The organism is Brevibacterium metallidurans, from assembly GCF_037101285.1.
In the GTDB taxonomy this organism is placed as follows: domain Bacteria; phylum Actinomycetota; class Actinomycetes; order Actinomycetales; family Brevibacteriaceae; genus Brevibacterium; species Brevibacterium metallidurans.
In genome coordinates, this window is record NZ_BAAAAF010000022.1 from 13218 (window position 1) to 29267 (window position 16050).

General features: G+C 68.6%; 12 protein-coding genes. 6 read left to right on the plus strand and 6 right to left on the minus strand.

Annotation, left to right across the window (positions count from 1 at the left end; genetic code table 11):
* The first annotated feature begins 119 nt into the window (after nucleotides 1-119).
* Nucleotides 120-1124 carry a formylglycine-generating enzyme family protein gene (locus tag AACX88_RS16435; RefSeq protein WP_339393942.1) on the plus strand — a complete coding sequence of 335 codons (1005 nt, stop codon included), beginning with the start codon at nucleotides 120-122 and terminating at the stop codon, nucleotides 1122-1124.
* Here AACX88_RS16435 and AACX88_RS16440 read toward each other — a convergent pair.
* From AACX88_RS16440 to AACX88_RS16460, 5 genes are all read right to left on the minus strand, one after another.
* The gene (locus tag AACX88_RS16440; protein WP_339393943.1) at nucleotides 1083-3344 is read right to left on the minus strand and encodes a BCCT family transporter; all 2262 of its coding nucleotides are present in this window, start codon (nucleotides 3342-3344) and stop codon (nucleotides 1083-1085) included. The two genes, AACX88_RS16435 and AACX88_RS16440, sit on opposite strands and share 42 nt — an antisense overlap.
* Before the next feature lie 506 nt (nucleotides 3345-3850).
* Nucleotides 3851-4642, minus strand: coding sequence for an ABC transporter ATP-binding protein (locus tag AACX88_RS16445; protein WP_339393945.1), 792 nt, complete (start codon nucleotides 4640-4642; stop codon nucleotides 3851-3853).
* Nucleotides 4643-4645: 3 nt separating this feature from the next.
* Nucleotides 4646-5638 (minus strand): ABC transporter permease, encoded by a 993-nt coding sequence (locus tag AACX88_RS16450; protein ID WP_339393947.1) that lies wholly within the window; start codon nucleotides 5636-5638, stop codon nucleotides 4646-4648.
* Between the two features lie 161 nt (nucleotides 5639-5799).
* Nucleotides 5800-6783: an ABC transporter substrate-binding protein gene (locus AACX88_RS16455; RefSeq protein ID WP_339393948.1), complete on the minus strand. Its 984-nt coding sequence runs from the start codon at nucleotides 6781-6783 to the stop codon at nucleotides 5800-5802.
* Between the two features lie 279 nt (nucleotides 6784-7062).
* Nucleotides 7063-9414, minus strand: a complete 2352-nt coding sequence (locus tag AACX88_RS16460) for a S9 family peptidase (RefSeq protein ID WP_339393949.1) — start codon at nucleotides 9412-9414, stop codon at nucleotides 7063-7065.
* A gap of 128 nt (nucleotides 9415-9542) precedes the next feature.
* On the opposite strand from AACX88_RS16460, the gene AACX88_RS16465 reads away from it, so the two are divergent.
* The 4 genes from AACX88_RS16465 (at nucleotide 9543) to AACX88_RS16480 (ending at nucleotide 13491) form a co-directional block, all read left to right on the plus strand.
* A complete protein-coding gene (locus AACX88_RS16465) occupies nucleotides 9543-10007 on the plus strand; it encodes a 2-thiouracil desulfurase family protein (protein ID WP_339393950.1) in 465 nt (154 codons plus the stop codon).
* A gap of 195 nt (nucleotides 10008-10202) precedes the next feature.
* Nucleotides 10203-11261, plus strand: coding sequence for a Bug family tripartite tricarboxylate transporter substrate binding protein (locus AACX88_RS16470; protein WP_339393951.1), 1059 nt, complete (start codon nucleotides 10203-10205; stop codon nucleotides 11259-11261).
* Complete coding sequence (locus AACX88_RS16475; RefSeq protein ID WP_339393952.1) at nucleotides 11258-11932, plus strand: tripartite tricarboxylate transporter TctB family protein; 675 nt, start codon at nucleotides 11258-11260, stop codon at nucleotides 11930-11932. The genes AACX88_RS16470 and AACX88_RS16475 overlap by 4 nt, the downstream gene beginning before the upstream one ends.
* The gene (locus AACX88_RS16480) at nucleotides 11932-13491 is read left to right on the plus strand and encodes a tripartite tricarboxylate transporter permease (RefSeq protein ID WP_339393953.1); all 1560 of its coding nucleotides are present in this window, start codon (nucleotides 11932-11934) and stop codon (nucleotides 13489-13491) included. Before AACX88_RS16475 ends, AACX88_RS16480 begins: the two co-directional genes overlap by 1 nt.
* Before the next feature lie 151 nt (nucleotides 13492-13642).
* Here AACX88_RS16480 and AACX88_RS16485 read toward each other — a convergent pair whose 3' ends face one another.
* Nucleotides 13643-15193 (minus strand): MFS transporter, encoded by a 1551-nt coding sequence (locus AACX88_RS16485; RefSeq protein WP_339393954.1) that lies wholly within the window; start codon nucleotides 15191-15193, stop codon nucleotides 13643-13645.
* A gap of 111 nt (nucleotides 15194-15304) precedes the next feature.
* On the opposite strand from AACX88_RS16485, the gene AACX88_RS16490 reads away from it, so the two are divergent.
* Nucleotides 15305-15826 (plus strand): TetR/AcrR family transcriptional regulator, encoded by a 522-nt coding sequence (locus tag AACX88_RS16490; RefSeq protein WP_339393955.1) that lies wholly within the window; start codon nucleotides 15305-15307, stop codon nucleotides 15824-15826.
* Nucleotides 15827-16050 lie beyond the last annotated feature (224 nt).

Here is a 16050-nt window from a genome sequence, read left to right on the forward strand (position 1 = left end):
CTTAGGGCGCGCCGGAGTCTACGTGGGTGGGGTGGGGAATGGGATCATGCTGCGGTCCCTCGCGGACATCGCCGACCGAGTCCGGCCGGCAGACGCCGACCCCAGCCGAGGTGGGTGTTGTGGGAGAAGAATCCCCCGCCGAGGTGGCTGTGCCGGGCCGGGAACCGTCCCGTTCCGCAGCCGGCCGGCAGGGCGGTGCGAGTGCACGCGGCGCATCTGTCGCCACGACCGCCGGCAGTGCCCCCGTCACCGGCACCGACGATGAGGCTGAGCTCATCTCCGCCCTCGCTGAGCGCGCGCCGGCCGATCTGCGCATGGTCGGACTGTCGGGCGGGGTGTTCCGGATGGGCAGTGAGGACGCGCTCGCCTACCCGGAGGAGGGTCCCGTCCGCGAGGTGGAAGTCGGCGCCTTCGCGATCGGCGCGACGACCGTCACGGTCGCCGAGTTCGCCGTGTTCGTCGCCTCCACCGGGCACCGCACGGAAGCGGAGGTCTTCGGTGACTCGCTCGTCTTCGCAGGCCTCCTCGCCGAGGCGGTCCGTGCGCAGTCCCCGGCCGTGGCCCCGACCCCGTGGTGGCGTCAGGTCGTGGGCGCGACATGGCTCCACCCTCGCGGGGCCGGCGCCGAAGCGGGAGATGAGGACGGACATGGGCCCATCGTCGCACTCCCCGACCATCCCGTCACGCATGTGACGCGACATGACGCGGAGGCCTACGCGGCGTGGGTGGGCGCGCGCCTGCCGACCGAGGCCGAATGGGAGTACGCCGCCCGCGGCGGACTCGACCAGCAGCCCTACCCGTGGGGAGCCGTCCGCGAACCGGGCGGCGTGCCGCGGATGAAGACCTTCGTCGGCGACTTCCCCGAGGCCCCCACCGAACCGGTCGGCACCGTCCCCGCCGACGCGTACCCGCCCAACGGCTTCGGGCTGCACACCATGACGGGCAACGTGTGGGAGTGGACGAGCGGGGTCTTCGCACCGGACGATGACCGCGCGGTCCTGCGCGGCGGTTCGCACCTGTGCCACGCCTCCTACTGTCTGCGGTACCGCACCTCTGCGCGCACCGCGGTCACCCCGGAGACCTCACTCGGTCACACGGGATTTCGCCTCGCCGTCGACGTCTGAGGTCGCCGTTCCGGTCGGCGCGGACTCAGCGGTCGGGGGCTCGGAATCCCCGGACTCAGCGCCCGAGTCCGACCCTGCGATCGCCTCGGCGGGATCGGAGACGGACCCGGGAGCCGCCTCGGCGGGATCACCGTCCGACTCCGGAGTCCATCCGTCCTCCCATTCGCCGGTGCCGTAGTCGTAGCCGACGGGTTCGCCGTCCTCATCCGTGCGCTGGTACCAGTCGGTGTAGACCTCGTCCTCGGAGTCGATGTCGCCGTTCGCCCCGCCGCCGGGTTCGGTCGGCACGACGTGGAGGGCGAAGTCGTCACCGTAGGTCTCCGCGCCGACGACGACGGCATTGTCGACGGCGTTCTGCGCGTACCTGCGGCGCAGGGCCATCGGATCGGTGCGCAGCTCCCTCACCCACGCGACGATGATGACGACCATGACGAGGGCGAAGGGGACGGCGGTGACGATGACGAGCTGCTGCAGGCCTTCGAGTGCGCTCGCATCGCCGAGGAGGAGCATGACGACAGCGATGCCGGACATGACCAGACCCCAGAACACGACGACCCACTTCCGGGGCTCCTGATCGCCGCGGCTGGTGAGCATGCCCATGACCACGGAGGCGGAGTCCGCCGAGGTGATGAAGAAGATCGCGAGGACGACGATCGCCACCGCCGGCAGCCACCCGACGAAGGGCAGGTTGTCGATGAGGGTGAAGAACACCTCGGGGGCGGCCATCGTCTCGGTGAAGCCGGCCGCACCCTCTCGGTACATCCAGATCGAGGTGCCGCCCATGATCCCGTAGGCGACGAAGAGCAGAGTCGAGGGGATGAAGATCGTGCCGAGGATGAACTGCCGGATCGAACGGCCGCGGGAGATGCGGGCGATGAACGTGCCGACGAACGGCGACCACGAGATCCACCACGCCCAGTAGTAGACGGTCCACACCGACTGGAACTCCTGCGTCTCCTGCCCCCACGACAGGGACCTGCCCATGAGGTCGAAGAACGAACCGAGGTACTCCATGAGCGCCGAGGGCAGGAGGTTGAGCAGGAACAGGGTGGGTCCGAGGAAGAGGACGAGGCCGACGATGCCGATCGTGAGCACGATGTTGATCGACGAGAGGTAGCGGATGCCGCGGGAGACCCCGGAGACGGCGGAGATGATGAAGCCGATCGTCAGCACGCAGATGATGAGGACGAGCATCGTGTTCGTCATCGGGCCGATGCCGGAGACGATCGAGACGCCGGTGCCGATCTGCATCGCGGCGATCCCGAGGGCTGCGGCGGTGCCGAAGAGGGTCGCGACGATCGCGAAGATGTCGACGAGCTTGCCGGCGAAGCCCTCCGAATGGCGCTGGCCGAAGAGGGTGCGGAAGATCGAGGAGAGCAGCAGCGACCGGCCCCGCCGGTAGGCGGCGTAGGCGATCGCGCCGCCGACGAGGGCGTACATCGCCCACGCGTGGAAACCCCAGTGATAGTACGTCTGGGCCATCGCCCCATGCAGGGCCTCGGTCGTCTCGGGGTCGTTCGTCAGCGGCGGCGGAGTGATGAAGTAGGTGAGCGGTTCGGAGGGGCCGAAGAAGAGGACGCCGATGCCGATGCCCGCCGCGAAGAGCATTGCCACCCACGCGAAGGTGCTGAACTCGGCCTTCTCCCCGTCCTTGCCGAGCGGGATCCGCCCGTACGGGGAGAACGCGAGGATGAGGAGGGAGACGAGGACGACGATGGCGACGAGGTTGAAGAACCAGCCGACGTTGAGCGTCGACCAGTCGAAGGCAGTCTTCGCCACCGAGGCGACGCTGCCGGGATCGGTGATGCCCCAGATGACGAACGCCACCGTGAGGGACCCGGCGATCGCGAAGATCACTGTGTCGAGCGAGTAGCGTCGCCGCTGCTCGTCGATGGCGATGCCGGGGACGAGGATCGGGTGGATGTCGTGCGGGTACTGGGTGTTCGGGCCCTCGGGGCCCGCGCCGGCGGCCTCGCTGGGGCGCTTGGGACGCGCATAGTCGAGGGCGCCGAGGCGTTTGCCGGTGTCCCTGCCCACCCGTTTCGCATCGCTGCCCACTCGTTTCGCATCGGCCTTGAGCCGGTCGCGGGCTGCCCGGCGCGCGGTCGTGTGCTCGGGCGGGGTGCCGTTCGCGGTGGTGGGCGGGGTGCCGTTCGCGATGGTGGGCGGGGTGTCGCTTCCCGAGATGTGCGGGGTGTCGTTCGCCGAGTCATCGGACATGACGAAGGGCCTTTCTCAGTCGTCGGTCTCTCGTGGTTCGTGCGCGTGCGGTCTGCGCGAGTTCGGTCTGTGCGCGTGCGGTCTGCGCGGCTGCGGTCACGGACCGGTCGACGGCGGCGACGAATACGGCTGCCCGGCGCACCTGGTCCGACCTGCGCGCCAGGTCTGCCGGGGGCACCTGCTCGGCCCGGCACACCTGGTCTGACGGAGGTCGCGTGCGACGCTCAGAACGTCCCGCCGCTCGGATCGACTGCCTTCGGGGTCGCCGGTTGACGACAGTGCGACTTGGCGTATCCGAACCGGCTCATGGTCTGTGAGGCTAACAGCATCGCCGAGGCTTCTCAAAGGCGCGCCGACGTATTCGGTCGCATCCGGGGCATCGCTGAGCATGAGAGACGGCCGGTCCGCGAGATCGCGGACCGGCCGTTCCAGTGCCCTGCTCAGGCGGGCAGCGCGTGCAGCTGCGCAACGTGCTCAGGCGGGCAGCGTGCCCTGTCGGGCAGCCCTCAGTTGAGCAGCGCCCGGTCTCCGAGCGAGGCCCCCTTGAGCTTCGAGAACTCCCCGAGGAGGGTCTCGACGGTGAGGGTCTTCTTCGCCTCGGCGTCGGCTTCGTAGATGATGCGTCCCTCGTGCATCATGATCAGCCGGTTGCCCAGCGCGATCGCCTGCTCCATGTTGTGGGTGACCATGAGCGTCGTCAGCCCGTCGGCGGCGACGATCTTCTCCGTCAGCTCCGTCACCAGTGCTGCCCGCTGCGGGTCGAGGGCGGCCGTGTGCTCGTCGAGGAGGAGGATCCGCGGCTGCGTGAACCCGGCCATGAGCAGGCTCAACGCCTGCCGCTGACCGCCCGAGAGCAGCCCGACCTTCGTCTTCAGCCGGTTCTCGAGTCCGAGTTCGAGCGTCTCGAGTTCCGTGCGGAACTTCTTCCGCCTCGCCGAGGTGGTCCCCCGTCCCAGCCCGCGCCGACGTCCGCGTTTGAGGGCGAGTGAGAGGTTCTGCTCGATCGTCAGGTCCGGTGCGGTGCCGGCCATCGGGTCCTGGAACACCCGCCCGAGGTAGGCGGCACGGTGGTATTCGCGCTTCTTCGACACCTCGGCGCCGTCGATGGTGATCGACCCGGAGTCGATGGGCAGGCGCCCGGAGATCGTGTTGAGCAGGGTCGACTTGCCCGCGCCGTTCGAGCCGATGACGGTGACGAAGTTGGATTCGGAGAGGGTGAGCGAGAGCCCCTGGAGGGCTTTGCGCTCATTGACGGTGCCGGGGAAGAACGTCTTCGAGATCGTGTCGATGGTCAACATCGCTCAGCCCTCCTTGACCGTCGAGGCAGTGCCCGCTGCGCCCTGGCCGGTGCCGGCCGGTGCCCCGTGGAGGGCGGCCGGATCGTCGGTGGTGCCCGGCGGCAGCTTCGCCGGGGCCCGGTTGCCTCGGGAGCCGAACGACGGGATCCGCTTGAGGAAGCCCCACCTCGGCAGAAGGAGGGCGACGATGACGAGAAGCGCGGTGGTCAGCTTCATGTCATCGGTGTTCAGTCCGGCCCGCAGGGCGAGGAAGATGATGATCCGGTAGATGACGGATCCGAGGATCGCCCCGAGGCTGGACATGAAGATGTTCCGGTTGCCGAAGATCGCCTGCCCGAGGATGACCGAGGCGAGACCGACGAGGATGAGGCCGATGCCCATGCTGATGTCGGCGAAGCCCTGGTACTGCGCGATGAGCGCCCCGCACAGGGCGACGAGCCCGTTGGACAGGGCGAGCGTGAGCATCGTCGTGTTGTCAGTGTTGACGCCGAGGCTGCGGATCATCTCGCGGTTGTTGCCGGTGGCCTGGATGGCCAGTCCGAGGTCGGTGGTGAGGAACCAGTCGACGAGGAACTTGAGCACGAGGACGAAGGCGATGAGGATCGCGATCGACACCCAGGTGCCCAGCCACATGTTCTCCCGCAGCGGGGTGAAGACGGTGTCCTCGCGCAGCAGGGAGAGGTTCGCGGCCCCCATGATCCGCAGGTTGATCGACCACAGGCCGATCATCGTGAGGATGCCGGCGAGGAGACCGTCGATGCCGCCCTTGGTGTGGAGGAGGCCGGTGATGAAACCGGCGACGAGGCCCGCGCCGATCGCGGCGAGGGTGGCGAGGAACGGGTTGACTCCGGCGATGATGAGGGAGGCCGCGGTGGCCCCGCCGGTGGTGAAGCTTCCGTCGACGGTGAGGTCGGGGAAGTTGAGGACCTTGAAGGTGAGGTAGACGCCCAAGGCCATGGCTGCGTAGATGAGCCCGAGCTCCAGTGCTCCGTACATTGCTGTCCGATCGTGTCGTCAGGGGCGGATGCCGACAGGTGAACCGGGACCGCCCCGAGTGGTGATGCCGTGTCGGCCGGGGTTCCGGCACCGCCGCACGGCACGGCGGAAGACGCCGGCGGACCCGCGGAGACTTGAAGCCCCGCGGGTCCGCCGTGGTCTCACTCGATGACTTTGTCAGCCTCGTCGACGAGCTTCTGCGGGATCTCGACACCCTGCTTCTTCGCCGCCGCCGGGTTGACGACGAGTTCGAGGGTGTCGCTGGTCTCGACGGGAAGGTCGGCGGGCTTGGCCCCGTCCTGGAGGATCTTCAGCGCCATCTTGCCGGTCTGCTCACCGAGCTTCGTGTAGTCGATGCCGCGGGTGATCGCGGCACCTTGCTCGACCTGTCCGGCCTCCGAACCGACGAGCAGCGCCTGGTTCTTCTCCGCGGCCTGGACCATCGTCGTCACAGCGGAGACGACGTTGTTGTCGGTGGGCACGTAGTAGGCGTCGACCTTGCCGAGGGAGTCCACGGCCTGACCGAGCTCGCCCGAGTTCGCGATCGTCGCCTCCTTGATCTCGAGTCCCATGCCCTTCGCGGCTTCCTTCGCGAGGTCGACCTGGACCTGCGAGTTGACCTCACCGGAGCTGTAGACGATGCCGACGGTCTTCGCGTCCGGCTTGACCTCCTTGACCAGTCCGAGCTGGTCGGCGACCGGGTTGAGGTCGGAGGTGCCGGTGACGTTGCCGCCTGGGGCTTCGTTGGACTTGACGAGTCCGGCCTCGACGGGGTCGGTGACCGCGGTGAAGAGCACCGGCTTGTCGGTGATCGCCTGGGCGGCGGCCTGCGCGGCCGGAGTCGCGACGGCGAGGACGAGGTCGAGGTCGGAGCTCGCGAAGTTCTGCGCGATCGACGTCGCATTGGCCTGCTCGCCGTTGGCGTTCTTCTCGTCCCATTCGACGGTGACGCCGGCGTCCTCGAAGGACTTCTTGAACCCGGCGGTGGCCGCATCGAGGGCGGGATGCTGCACGAGCTGGGAGATGCCGACCTTGTACGAGTCGCCTCCCTCTCCCCCTCCGCTGTCGCCGCCGCCGGAGCAGGCGGACACGGCGACCATCGAACCGACGGCGACGATGGCGACGGCCAGTTGCTTGAGACGCATACTTCTCCCCTTTGAAAAAATCGGCCCGCGTCTGCGGACCGAAACGAACCCATGCGCATCCTCGCCCGTCGCCGTCGACGGAGGTGATCTCCGGCGGCTGCGGTGGGCGAGGCGTCAGACGTCCCATCCGGACCCTCCGGCTCAGCGATGAGCGCGGACATCCGGTGCGGACGACTGCGATAGTACCAACTCTATTCGGCACCCCAGACGCCGGTGTCCCAAATCACGCTTTGGGGACGTTTCGTCGACAGATCGTTACCTCTGCGGCCACACGTCCGCTCAGGGGGTGATGACGACGTCCGATCGTCCCAGCACGGAGAGCATCCACGCGAAGTCGAAGGCCGTCTCCTTCCACGCGTCGTAGCGTCCCGAGGCCCCGCCGTGTCCGGCGGCCATCTCGGTGCGCAGCAGCGCATCGGCGCCGACCTCGCGCAGCCGGGGCACCCATTTCGCGGGTTCGACGTAGAGGACCCGGGTGTCGTTGAGGGAGGTCACGGCGAGGATCTTCGGATGGTCCGCCTCGGCGACGTTCTCATACGGGGAGTACGAGCGCATGTACTCATAGATCTCCGGGTCGTGGAGGGGATCGCCCCATTCCTCCCATTCGATGACGGTCAGCGGCAGGTCGGGCATGAGGATCGAGGTGAGCGCGTCGACGAAGGGCACGTGGGCGCTCACTCCGGCGAAGAGCTCGGGTGCCATGTTGACGATCGCGCCCATGAGCAGCCCGCCGGCCGAGCCGCCGGTGGCGACGAGCCTCTCCGGCGTCGTCCACCCGGTGTCGATGAGGTGGCGGGCTGCGGCGATGAAGTCGGTGAACGTGTTCCTCTTCGCCGTCGTCTTGCCCTCGTCATACCAGTGCCGGCCCATCTCACCGCCGCCGCGGACGTGGGCGATCGCGTAGACGACGCCGCGGTCGAGCAGGGAGAGGCGGGCGACGGAGAAGTACGGATCGACGCTGACCTCGTACGATCCGTAGCCGTAGAGCACAAGGGGCGCCGAGGCGGCCGGTCGCCCGTCGGCATCGATGTCGACGAGGTCGGTGCGGTAGACGAGCGAGACGGGGACCCGCGTGCCGTCCTTGGCAGTGGCCCACACGAGGGTCTCCCCGTAAGCACCGAGGTCGACGGATCCGAGCACCGGCTGGCGTTTGAGGACGGTGTCCTCACCTGTGGCGATCTCGTGCTGGAAGACGACGGCCGGGGTCGACATCGAGGTGAAGGTCAGGCGGATCGAGGGCTGATCGAACTCGGGGTTCGAGGCGAGGCCGAGCGTGCCGGTCTCCCGGTCGAAGGGCAGCTCCTCGAGCGGACCGAACGGAGAGGATGCATCGCTGGACCCGGACGCCGGGCCGCCGGACCCGGCCGTCGCACCGCCGGACTCGGCCGGACGGAGACGGACGATGCCGACTCGGGCGAAGCCGCCTCGGCGATAGCTGACGACGACGAAGTCGGCGAACGCGTCGACCTCTTCGATGCGCAGCCCGGAGACATCGGCGAGCACGCGCCGGCCGACCGCGGACGGGTCCGCCCCGGTCCCGGCCGGGGCGTCGACGGCATCGGCGGGTTCAGCGGCCTCACCGGTGGGGTCGGCGGCGGGGACGTCGACGACGTCGAAGTCCGCGCGGTCGCGGTTGTGGGTGATGAGGAAGCGGTCGCTGCCGGCGATGATCGCGTGGTCGACGGAGTATTCGACGCCGTCGACGCGCGGCCACACGACCGCGGGCTCGGCTTCGAGGTCGCCTGCGCGCAGGGTCCAGTACCCGGTCGTCGTCTTCGATCCGGTGACGATGAAGAGGTAGTCACCGGACCGGGAGAAGCCGGCGCCGACGAAGAAGCGCTCGTCGGGTTCATGGAAGATGCAGACGTCAGCGTTGTTCGCCTCGACGCCCCCGCCGTCCGCGGCAGTCCCGACCGCGTGCCGCCACACCTTCTCCGGTCGCCACGCGTCGTCGACGGTCGTGTAGAAGACAAACCGGCCCACCGGGTCGATCGAGGCGCCGGCGAAGGTGTTCTCGACCCGGTCCGGCAGATCCTCACCGGTGCTCAGGTCGCGGATGCGCAGGACGTAGCGCTCGTCGCCTGTGGTGTCGACGCCGTAGAGGAGGAAGCGGCCGTCGTCGGTGAGCGAGAACGTGCCGAGGGAGAAGAAGTCGGTGCCGCGGGCGGCCGCGTTCGAGTCGAAGACGACCTCTTCGCCGGGCAGCGGATCCTCGCCGACCTCGGGCGGAGTCCAGTCGGCCTCGTCGGCCACGGGCACGCGGACGTGGATGCCGTAGTCGAGACCGGCCTGCGTCCGGGTGAAGTACCAGTACCCGCCGCGGCGGCTGGGCACCGACATGTCGGTCTCCTTGATCCGCGTCCTGATCTCGGTGAAGATCGCCTCGCGCAGGGGTGCGAGCTCCGCGGTCTGCGCCTCCGTCCACGCGTTCTCCGCCTCGAGGTGGGCGATGACCTCGGGCGATTCCTTCTCCCGCATCCATTCGTAGTCATCGACGAAGGTGTGGCCGTGGTGGGTGCGCTCGTGCGGGACCTTCTTCGCCACCGGCGCCGAGGTGGGAGTCGAGTCCGGCACCGAGGTGGAGCCGGATTCAGGTTCTGGGGTGTCGTGCGACTGGTCGGAAGACGTCATGACCCCACCTTAGCCACCGGGAGCAAGGCCGGCCGTGGTCACCTGCGTCCAGACGGGTTCCGACGTCAGAGGCGATCCCCGACGCGAGAGACGAGACGTGGCTGTGATCGAGGCGTACGCTCGAAGGCATGGACGGCGAAGTCACTCTCGTCAGCGCGTGCCTCGCTGGGCAACCGTGCCGCTACGACGGTCGTGCCCGCCCCGATGAGGCCGTCATCGCCGACGTTCGGGCCGGGCGTGCGGTCCCCGCTTGCGCCGAACAGCTCGGCGGCATGTCGACACCGCGCCCGCCCGCCGAGATCGTCGACGGCGACGGCGACGACGTGCTCGACGGGACCGCCCGAGTGGAGACCATCGACGGAGAGGACGTCACCGCGGAGTTCGTCGCCGGCGCACAGGCCGTCGCCGACATCGCCGCCGAACACGGTGCGACCCATGCGGTCCTCCAGGCCCGCAGCCCCTCGTGCGGATGCGGAGTCGTCTACGACGGCACCCATTCAGGGGAGCTAGTCGTCGGCGACGGCGTCGTCGCTGCTCTGCTCAAACGTCGCGGACTGACGATCACCTCGGTGCGGGGACAGTCCCAGCGCTGACGCGGGCCCACCTCCCGTCGCACCCCCGCCGACACCAACGATGAGCAGAATGCGCAGAAGGCGCACAACGCGCGAAACGAGAACAATGCGCGCAAGCCTCTGCGGTGACTCAGGCCACAATAGAATCGGTCGCACATGCAGTCGGCGCACAGACGCGCCGGCGCACATCTTCGATGGAGAAGAAGGGACCTGACGATGCAGTCATCCGGCGGCGCGAGCCCACCCGGGCGCCCCGACCCGAGCCCATCCACCACGGAATCCGGCGTCTCCCGGCGCCTGTTCGGCAAGGTCGCCTACGGAGTCATCGCGGTCGCCGCGATCGGCACGGCGACGACCTATTCGATCCGAGCCGCCTCGGCGACCGGAGACCTCTCGAAGAACCTCACCCTCATCGCCCCGGCCGGGGCCGGCGGCGGATGGGACGGCTTCGCCCGCGAAACCCAGCAGGCGATGCGGCTGACGGGGGCGGCGAACAACGCCCAGGTCGTCAACATCCCCGGCGCGGGCGGGACGATCGGCCTCGGCAAGTTCTCGACCATGGACGGGCGGGCGGACACGATCCTGGCCACCGGCACCGCGATGGTCGGCGGCATCGCCCTCAACGACTCCCCCGTCGGCTTCTCCGACACGACCCTGCTCGCCCGTGTCTCCGAGGACTACGACGTCCTCATCGCCGCCGCCGACTCCCCGTACAACACCCTCGACGACGTCATGACGGCGTGGAAGAAGGACCCCGAAGGGTTCGTGTGGACGGGCGGATCGGCCGGTTCGGTCGACCATCTCACAATCGCCCAGCTCGCCCAGCTCGGCGGGATCGAGGGATCGGCGATCACCTACATCCCGAAGTCCGGCGGCGGCGAAGCCATCCAGACCCTGCTCGCAGGCACGACGGACTTCGCGTCGACCGGCTTCAACGAGGTCTCCGACCAGATCGACTCCGGCCGCGTCAAAGCCTTGGGCGTCGCGGCCCCCGAACGCATCGCCGGGTTCGAGGACATCCCGACGATGAGCGAACAGGGCTATGAGGTGACGCTGACGAACTGGCGCGGCTGGCTGGGTGCGCCGGGCATCACCGCGGAGGAGACGACGCAGCTCGTCGGCCTCCTCGAGAAGACCCGCAACAGTGCCGAATGGAAGGATGCGCTGACCCGCAACCAGTGGTCGGACGTGTGGCTGACCGGTCAGGCGTTCGCGGACTTCATCGTCGAGGACACCAAGCGCATCGAGAGCCTGCTGAAGGAGCTGGGACTGTGAGCACGACGACCGAGAGATCCACGACCCGCACCAGCCACCTCGGCGCGGGCACCTGGTGGCACGGCCGCTCCGGCCTCCTCGTCCCCCTCATCCTCGCCGCGTTCTCGACGTACCTGCTCATCGGGCTGCTGACGATGGAGGTGCCCGAGGACGTCGACCCGCCCGGCCCCCAGTTCTTCCCGATGATCATCATGGTCTCCGGTTTCGTCATCGCCGTCCTGCTCGCGATCGCGATCATCCGCAACCCCGAACCCGTCGACGTCGATGAGGAGATCCCCGCCGAGGCGGCCGAGGACAAGGCGTTCTCCACGCCGGTGACCTCGGCGGTCGCCGCCTCCCGACTCTCCCCGCACGAGGAGGATGAACCGGAGGCCGACCGGGAGGCCCTCGCCGAGGCGCGTGCCGCCGACGTCACTCACCGCACCCATTCGGACTTCCGGGCCCTCGGCTGGGCGGTAGGCGGCTTCGCGGCCTTCGCAGCGATCCTCGAGTTCGCCGGCTGGATCCTCGCCGCGGCCCTGCTCTTCTGGTGTGTGGCCCGGGCGATGGGCTCGCGGAGACCGCTGTTCGACCTCACGGTCGCGCTGACGTTCTCCTCGCTCGTCTACATCGCCTTCGCGGTCCTGCTGGGACTCAACCTGCCCTCGGGCATCGTGGGAGGCGGCTTCTAATGGATGCTCTCGCCAACCTCATGGAGGGGTTCACCCACGCCCTGACCCCGATGAACCTGCTGTGGGTGCTCGTCGGCTGCTTCCTCGGAACCGCCGTCGGCGTGCTCCCGGGACTCGGGTCGTCGATGGCGGTGGCGCTGCTGCTGCCGATGACCTTCGCCCTCGACCCGACCGGGGCGTTCATCATGTTCGCCGGCGTCTACTTCGGCGGTCTGTTCGGGGATTCGACGATGGCGATCCTCATGAACACCCCGGGTCAGGCCTCGGCGATCGCCTCGACCTTCGAGGGCCACCGCATGGCCCGTGACGGCAGAGCCCCGCAGGCGCTGGCCACAGCGGCGATCGGCGCGTTCATCGGCGGCATCGTCTCGTGCTTCCTCGTCGTGTTCATCGCCCCACTGCTCGCGGACCTGTCGACGAAGTTCGGGCCCGCCGAGTACTTCGCGCTCGCACTCTTCGCGTTCGTCGCGACGTCTTCGGTCGTCGCCGACTCCGTGCTCAAGGGCCTCATGGCGCTCGTCCTCGGCATCGGGATCTCCGTCATCGGCATCGACTCGGTCTCGGGCACCGAGCGGTTCACCTTCGGTGTGCCCGAGCTCTTCGACGGCGTCTCCCTCGTCACGGTCACCGTCGGCATGCTCGCCCTCGGCGAGGTGTTCTTCATCGCCTCCCGCATCCGCCGGCAGGCCAGCGACAACACGATCAACGCCTCGGGGCGGCCGTTCCTCTCGCGCCGCGAGTTCACCGAGGCGCTGCCCGCGTGGCTGCGCGGCACGGCGATCGGGCTGCCCTTCGGCGTCATCCCCGTCGGCGGTGCCGATGTGCCGACGTTCATGGCCTACGGTCTCGAACGCAAGCTCGACTCCCGCCGGAAGGACCCGCAGTTCGGCAAGGGCGCGATCAGGGGCCTGGCCGCACCGGAGGCGGCCGGCAGCGCGACGACGGGCATCTCGATGGGCGCCCTGTTCGCCCTCGGCCTGCCGGTCTCGGCGACGGCGGCGATCATGCTCGCGGCCTTCCGCCAGTACGGTCTGCAGCCGGGACCGCTGCTCTTCGACCGCGCCCCGGAGCTGGTGTGGGGTCTCATCGCGAGCTTCTTCGTCGCGATGATCGTCCTCCTCATCATCAACCTGCCATTCGCACCGCTGTGGGCGAAGCTGCTCCTCATCCCGGACCCGTACCTCTACGGTGGGATCGCGGTGTTCTGCGGGCTGGGCATCTACGCGACCTCGGCGTCGACGTTCGAGCTCTTCGTCCTCCTCGGCGTCGCGATCGTCAGCTTCGTGCTCAAACGCTACGGAGTCCCGCTCGCACCGCTGATGATCGGCATGGTGCTCGGACCGCTCGCGGAGACGAGCCTGCGCGACGCCCTGCTCTCGGCAGGCGGCGATCCGGCGGTGCTCGTGTCCTCGCCGATCACCATCGTCCTCTACATCATCCTCATCGTCGCGGTCGTCTACACCGGCGTCGGCCGGGTGCTCGCCCGCCGGCGAGGACAGCAGGTGCGGAACTCGGAGGTCCTCGACGGGCGGTCACCGCGAGGAATGACCGGGATCTAGGATACTTCGGCCGCTGGGCCGGACACGCGAAGCGGCGAGGTGGGGCAGGGAAGCCTGCACCACCTCGGCGCTTCGTGTGTGTGAGCGTCACCGCGGGGACGTCACCCAGGGGCGAGACCGTGGTGCACGGCCGCCGGGTCGCCCCGAGGGCTCAGTGCGTGGGCACGGATTCCCGGTCCGCCGTGTCCGCCGTCGCCTCCCGGCCGGCGCCCTTGAGGCCGATGGCCGTGAGCACGGCGGCGGCGAGGACGACGATCGCGGCACCGCCGGCGGCCCACTGCACGCCGAGGTCGAAGGCCCGGATGACCGTGTCGGTGAGCTCCGCGCCGAGGCGGCCGCCGAGCTGCCCGGCATGTTCGAGCGCGGATCCGAGGGTCTCGAACGCGGGATCCTTCGCGCCCTCGCCGAGCGAGGCGGCGAGCTGCCTGCCGAAGACCATCGTCGTCAGGCCGCCGAGGACGGCGGTGCCCATGACGGAGCCGAACTCGTACGCGGTCTCGGAGATCGCCGAGGCGGCTCCGGCCTTGTCCGCGGGCACCGCGGTGAGGATGAGGTCGTTGGTGATCACCTCGGCGGTGCCGATTCCCGCCCCGAGGACGATGAAGGAGATGATCATCCCGGCCACGCTCGGCTCCGGGGTGAAGGCGACGAAGCCGAGGCCCATCGCATTGAGGGCGAGCGCGGCCGGCACGACGATGCGCGGCTTGACCCGGGCGACGAGGGGGACGGCGAGGTAGCCGGCGGTGATCGACATGATGAGTCCGGGCACCAGCGCCAGCGCCGCGGTCACCGGGGAGAGACCGAGGACGAGCTGGAGGACCTGCGTGCCGAAGTAGAGGAACCCGGCCAGGCCCATGAGGCTGAGCAGGTTCGCCGTCACCGCCGAGGTGAACACGGCGTTCGCGAAGAGACGGACGTCGAGCATCGGGTTGTCCGCGGCGAGCTGCCGCAGCACGAACAGGGTGCCTGAGATGACCGAGACGACGACGGCTGCGACGAAGAGCCAGTCGAGGCCGTCCGACATGCCGTGTTTGATCGCGAAGACGAGCGGGGTGAGCGTGAGCATCGAGAGCACGATCGAGAGCGGGTCGATGCGGCCCGGGTTGGGGTCGCGCGATTCGGGCAGGAGGAGGAGTGCCGCGGGGATGAAGAGGGCGATGAGCGGGAGGTTGATGAAGAAGATCGAGCTCCAGTGGAAGTGCTCGAGCAGCACACCGCCGACGACAGGGCCGAGTGCGGCGCCGCCGCCGAAGAGCGCGGCCCAGGTGGCGATCGCGATGCGACGGTCGCGGGGGTCGAGGAAGATGTTGCGGATGAGCGAGAGCGTCGAGGGCATGAGCGTGGCCCCGAAGACACCGAGGAGGGCGCGGGCGAGGATGAGCATCTCCGCCGAGGTCGAGAACGCTGCGAGCAGGGACGCGAGCCCGAAGCCGGTGGCGCCGATGACGAGGAGGAGTCGGCGACCGAAGCGGTCGCCGATGCTGCCCATGGCCACGAGGAGACCGGCGAGCATGAGGGCGTAGATGTCGACGATCCACAGCAGCTGGGTGCCGCTGGGATGGAGGCCCGTGCTGATCGCCGGCAGGGCGAATCCGAGGACCGTGTTGTCGATCGAGATGAGGAGGACGGGGATCATCAGCACAGCCAGGCCGAGCCATTCACGCCGGCCGGCGCGCACGTGTGGAGTCTGTGTGGTGAACATGCCTATACTATACCGTCTAGACGGTATAGTAGCAATGGTGGGTTGGTGTGCTGAGAGGCAATGAGTCGGGTTTCACACTCGGCCGGGGCGAACTCGGTTAGGCTCATGCCCATGACACGCAATTCCTCCGACACCAAGGAGAAGCTGCTCGACGCCTTCGACGCTCTGCTCGAGCAGCATGGGACCGCCGGTGCGACGCTCGACGCGGTCGCCGCGGAGGCGGGTGTCTCCAAGGGCGGTCTGCTCTACCACTTCGGGTCGAAGGCGAAGCTCGTCGAAGGCAGCCTGGAGCGCCTGCGCCGCTATGTCGACGCCGACATCGAGCAGATGCGCGCGGCCGAGCTCGGTCCGCACGTGTACTACCTCGACACCGCCGCCGAGACGGGCACTCCGCTCGACCGCAGCCTCATCGCCGCAAGCCGCCTCGCCCAGGAGTACGACGAGGCACGCGATGCGCTCGGCGAGACCCGAGTCCAGTGGTTCGATGCGCTCAACGACCACCTCGGCGACCCCGACCTCGCGATGACCATCCAGCTCATCGGCGACGGGATGTACCTCAACCAGAACTTCGGGCTCTCGGAGTCCGAGGCGCTCGGCCACGTCAAGAACGTCCTCGCCCGCCTCGGCCTGTAGGGGTACGGGGGTCTGCGCGGTCCGGCACTTGCCTCCGCCCCTCACCCCGGCACGTGCTCGTTTCCTGGACGCTCGATGACGATTTCGGCGCGTGATTCCCTCTGTGTCAGGCTGGGTGTGAGTCACTCCCGTACCGAGAGGAACTGGAGTACCATGACCATCACTCCTGGCTATACCGTCGATGAGATCCGTGATTTCGTCTACCAATACGAGAAGATCCCCCA

Bases quoted from the DNA above. Each gene is read 5' to 3' on its own strand.
- AACX88_RS16460 (WP_339393949.1), bottom strand. From the start codon at position 9,414: ATGACGTCTTCCGACCAGTCGCACGACACCCCAGAACCTGAATCCGGC.
- AACX88_RS16480 (WP_339393953.1), top strand. From the start codon at position 11,932: ATGGATGCTCTCGCCAACCTCATGGAGGGGTTCACCCACGCCCTGACC.
- AACX88_RS16445 (WP_339393945.1), bottom strand. From the start codon at position 4,642: ATGTTGACCATCGACACGATCTCGAAGACGTTCTTCCCCGGCACCGTC.
- AACX88_RS16490 (WP_339393955.1), top strand. From the start codon at position 15,305: ATGACACGCAATTCCTCCGACACCAAGGAGAAGCTGCTCGACGCCTTC.
- AACX88_RS16485 (WP_339393954.1), bottom strand. From the start codon at position 15,193: ATGTTCACCACACAGACTCCACACGTGCGCGCCGGCCGGCGTGAATGG.
- AACX88_RS16440 (WP_339393943.1), bottom strand. From the start codon at position 3,344: ATGTCCGATGACTCGGCGAACGACACCCCGCACATCTCGGGAAGCGAC.
- AACX88_RS16455 (WP_339393948.1), bottom strand. From the start codon at position 6,783: ATGCGTCTCAAGCAACTGGCCGTCGCCATCGTCGCCGTCGGTTCGATG.
- AACX88_RS16470 (WP_339393951.1), top strand. From the start codon at position 10,203: ATGCAGTCATCCGGCGGCGCGAGCCCACCCGGGCGCCCCGACCCGAGC.
- AACX88_RS16465 (WP_339393950.1), top strand. From the start codon at position 9,543: ATGGACGGCGAAGTCACTCTCGTCAGCGCGTGCCTCGCTGGGCAACCG.
- AACX88_RS16450 (WP_339393947.1), bottom strand. From the start codon at position 5,638: ATGTACGGAGCACTGGAGCTCGGGCTCATCTACGCAGCCATGGCCTTG.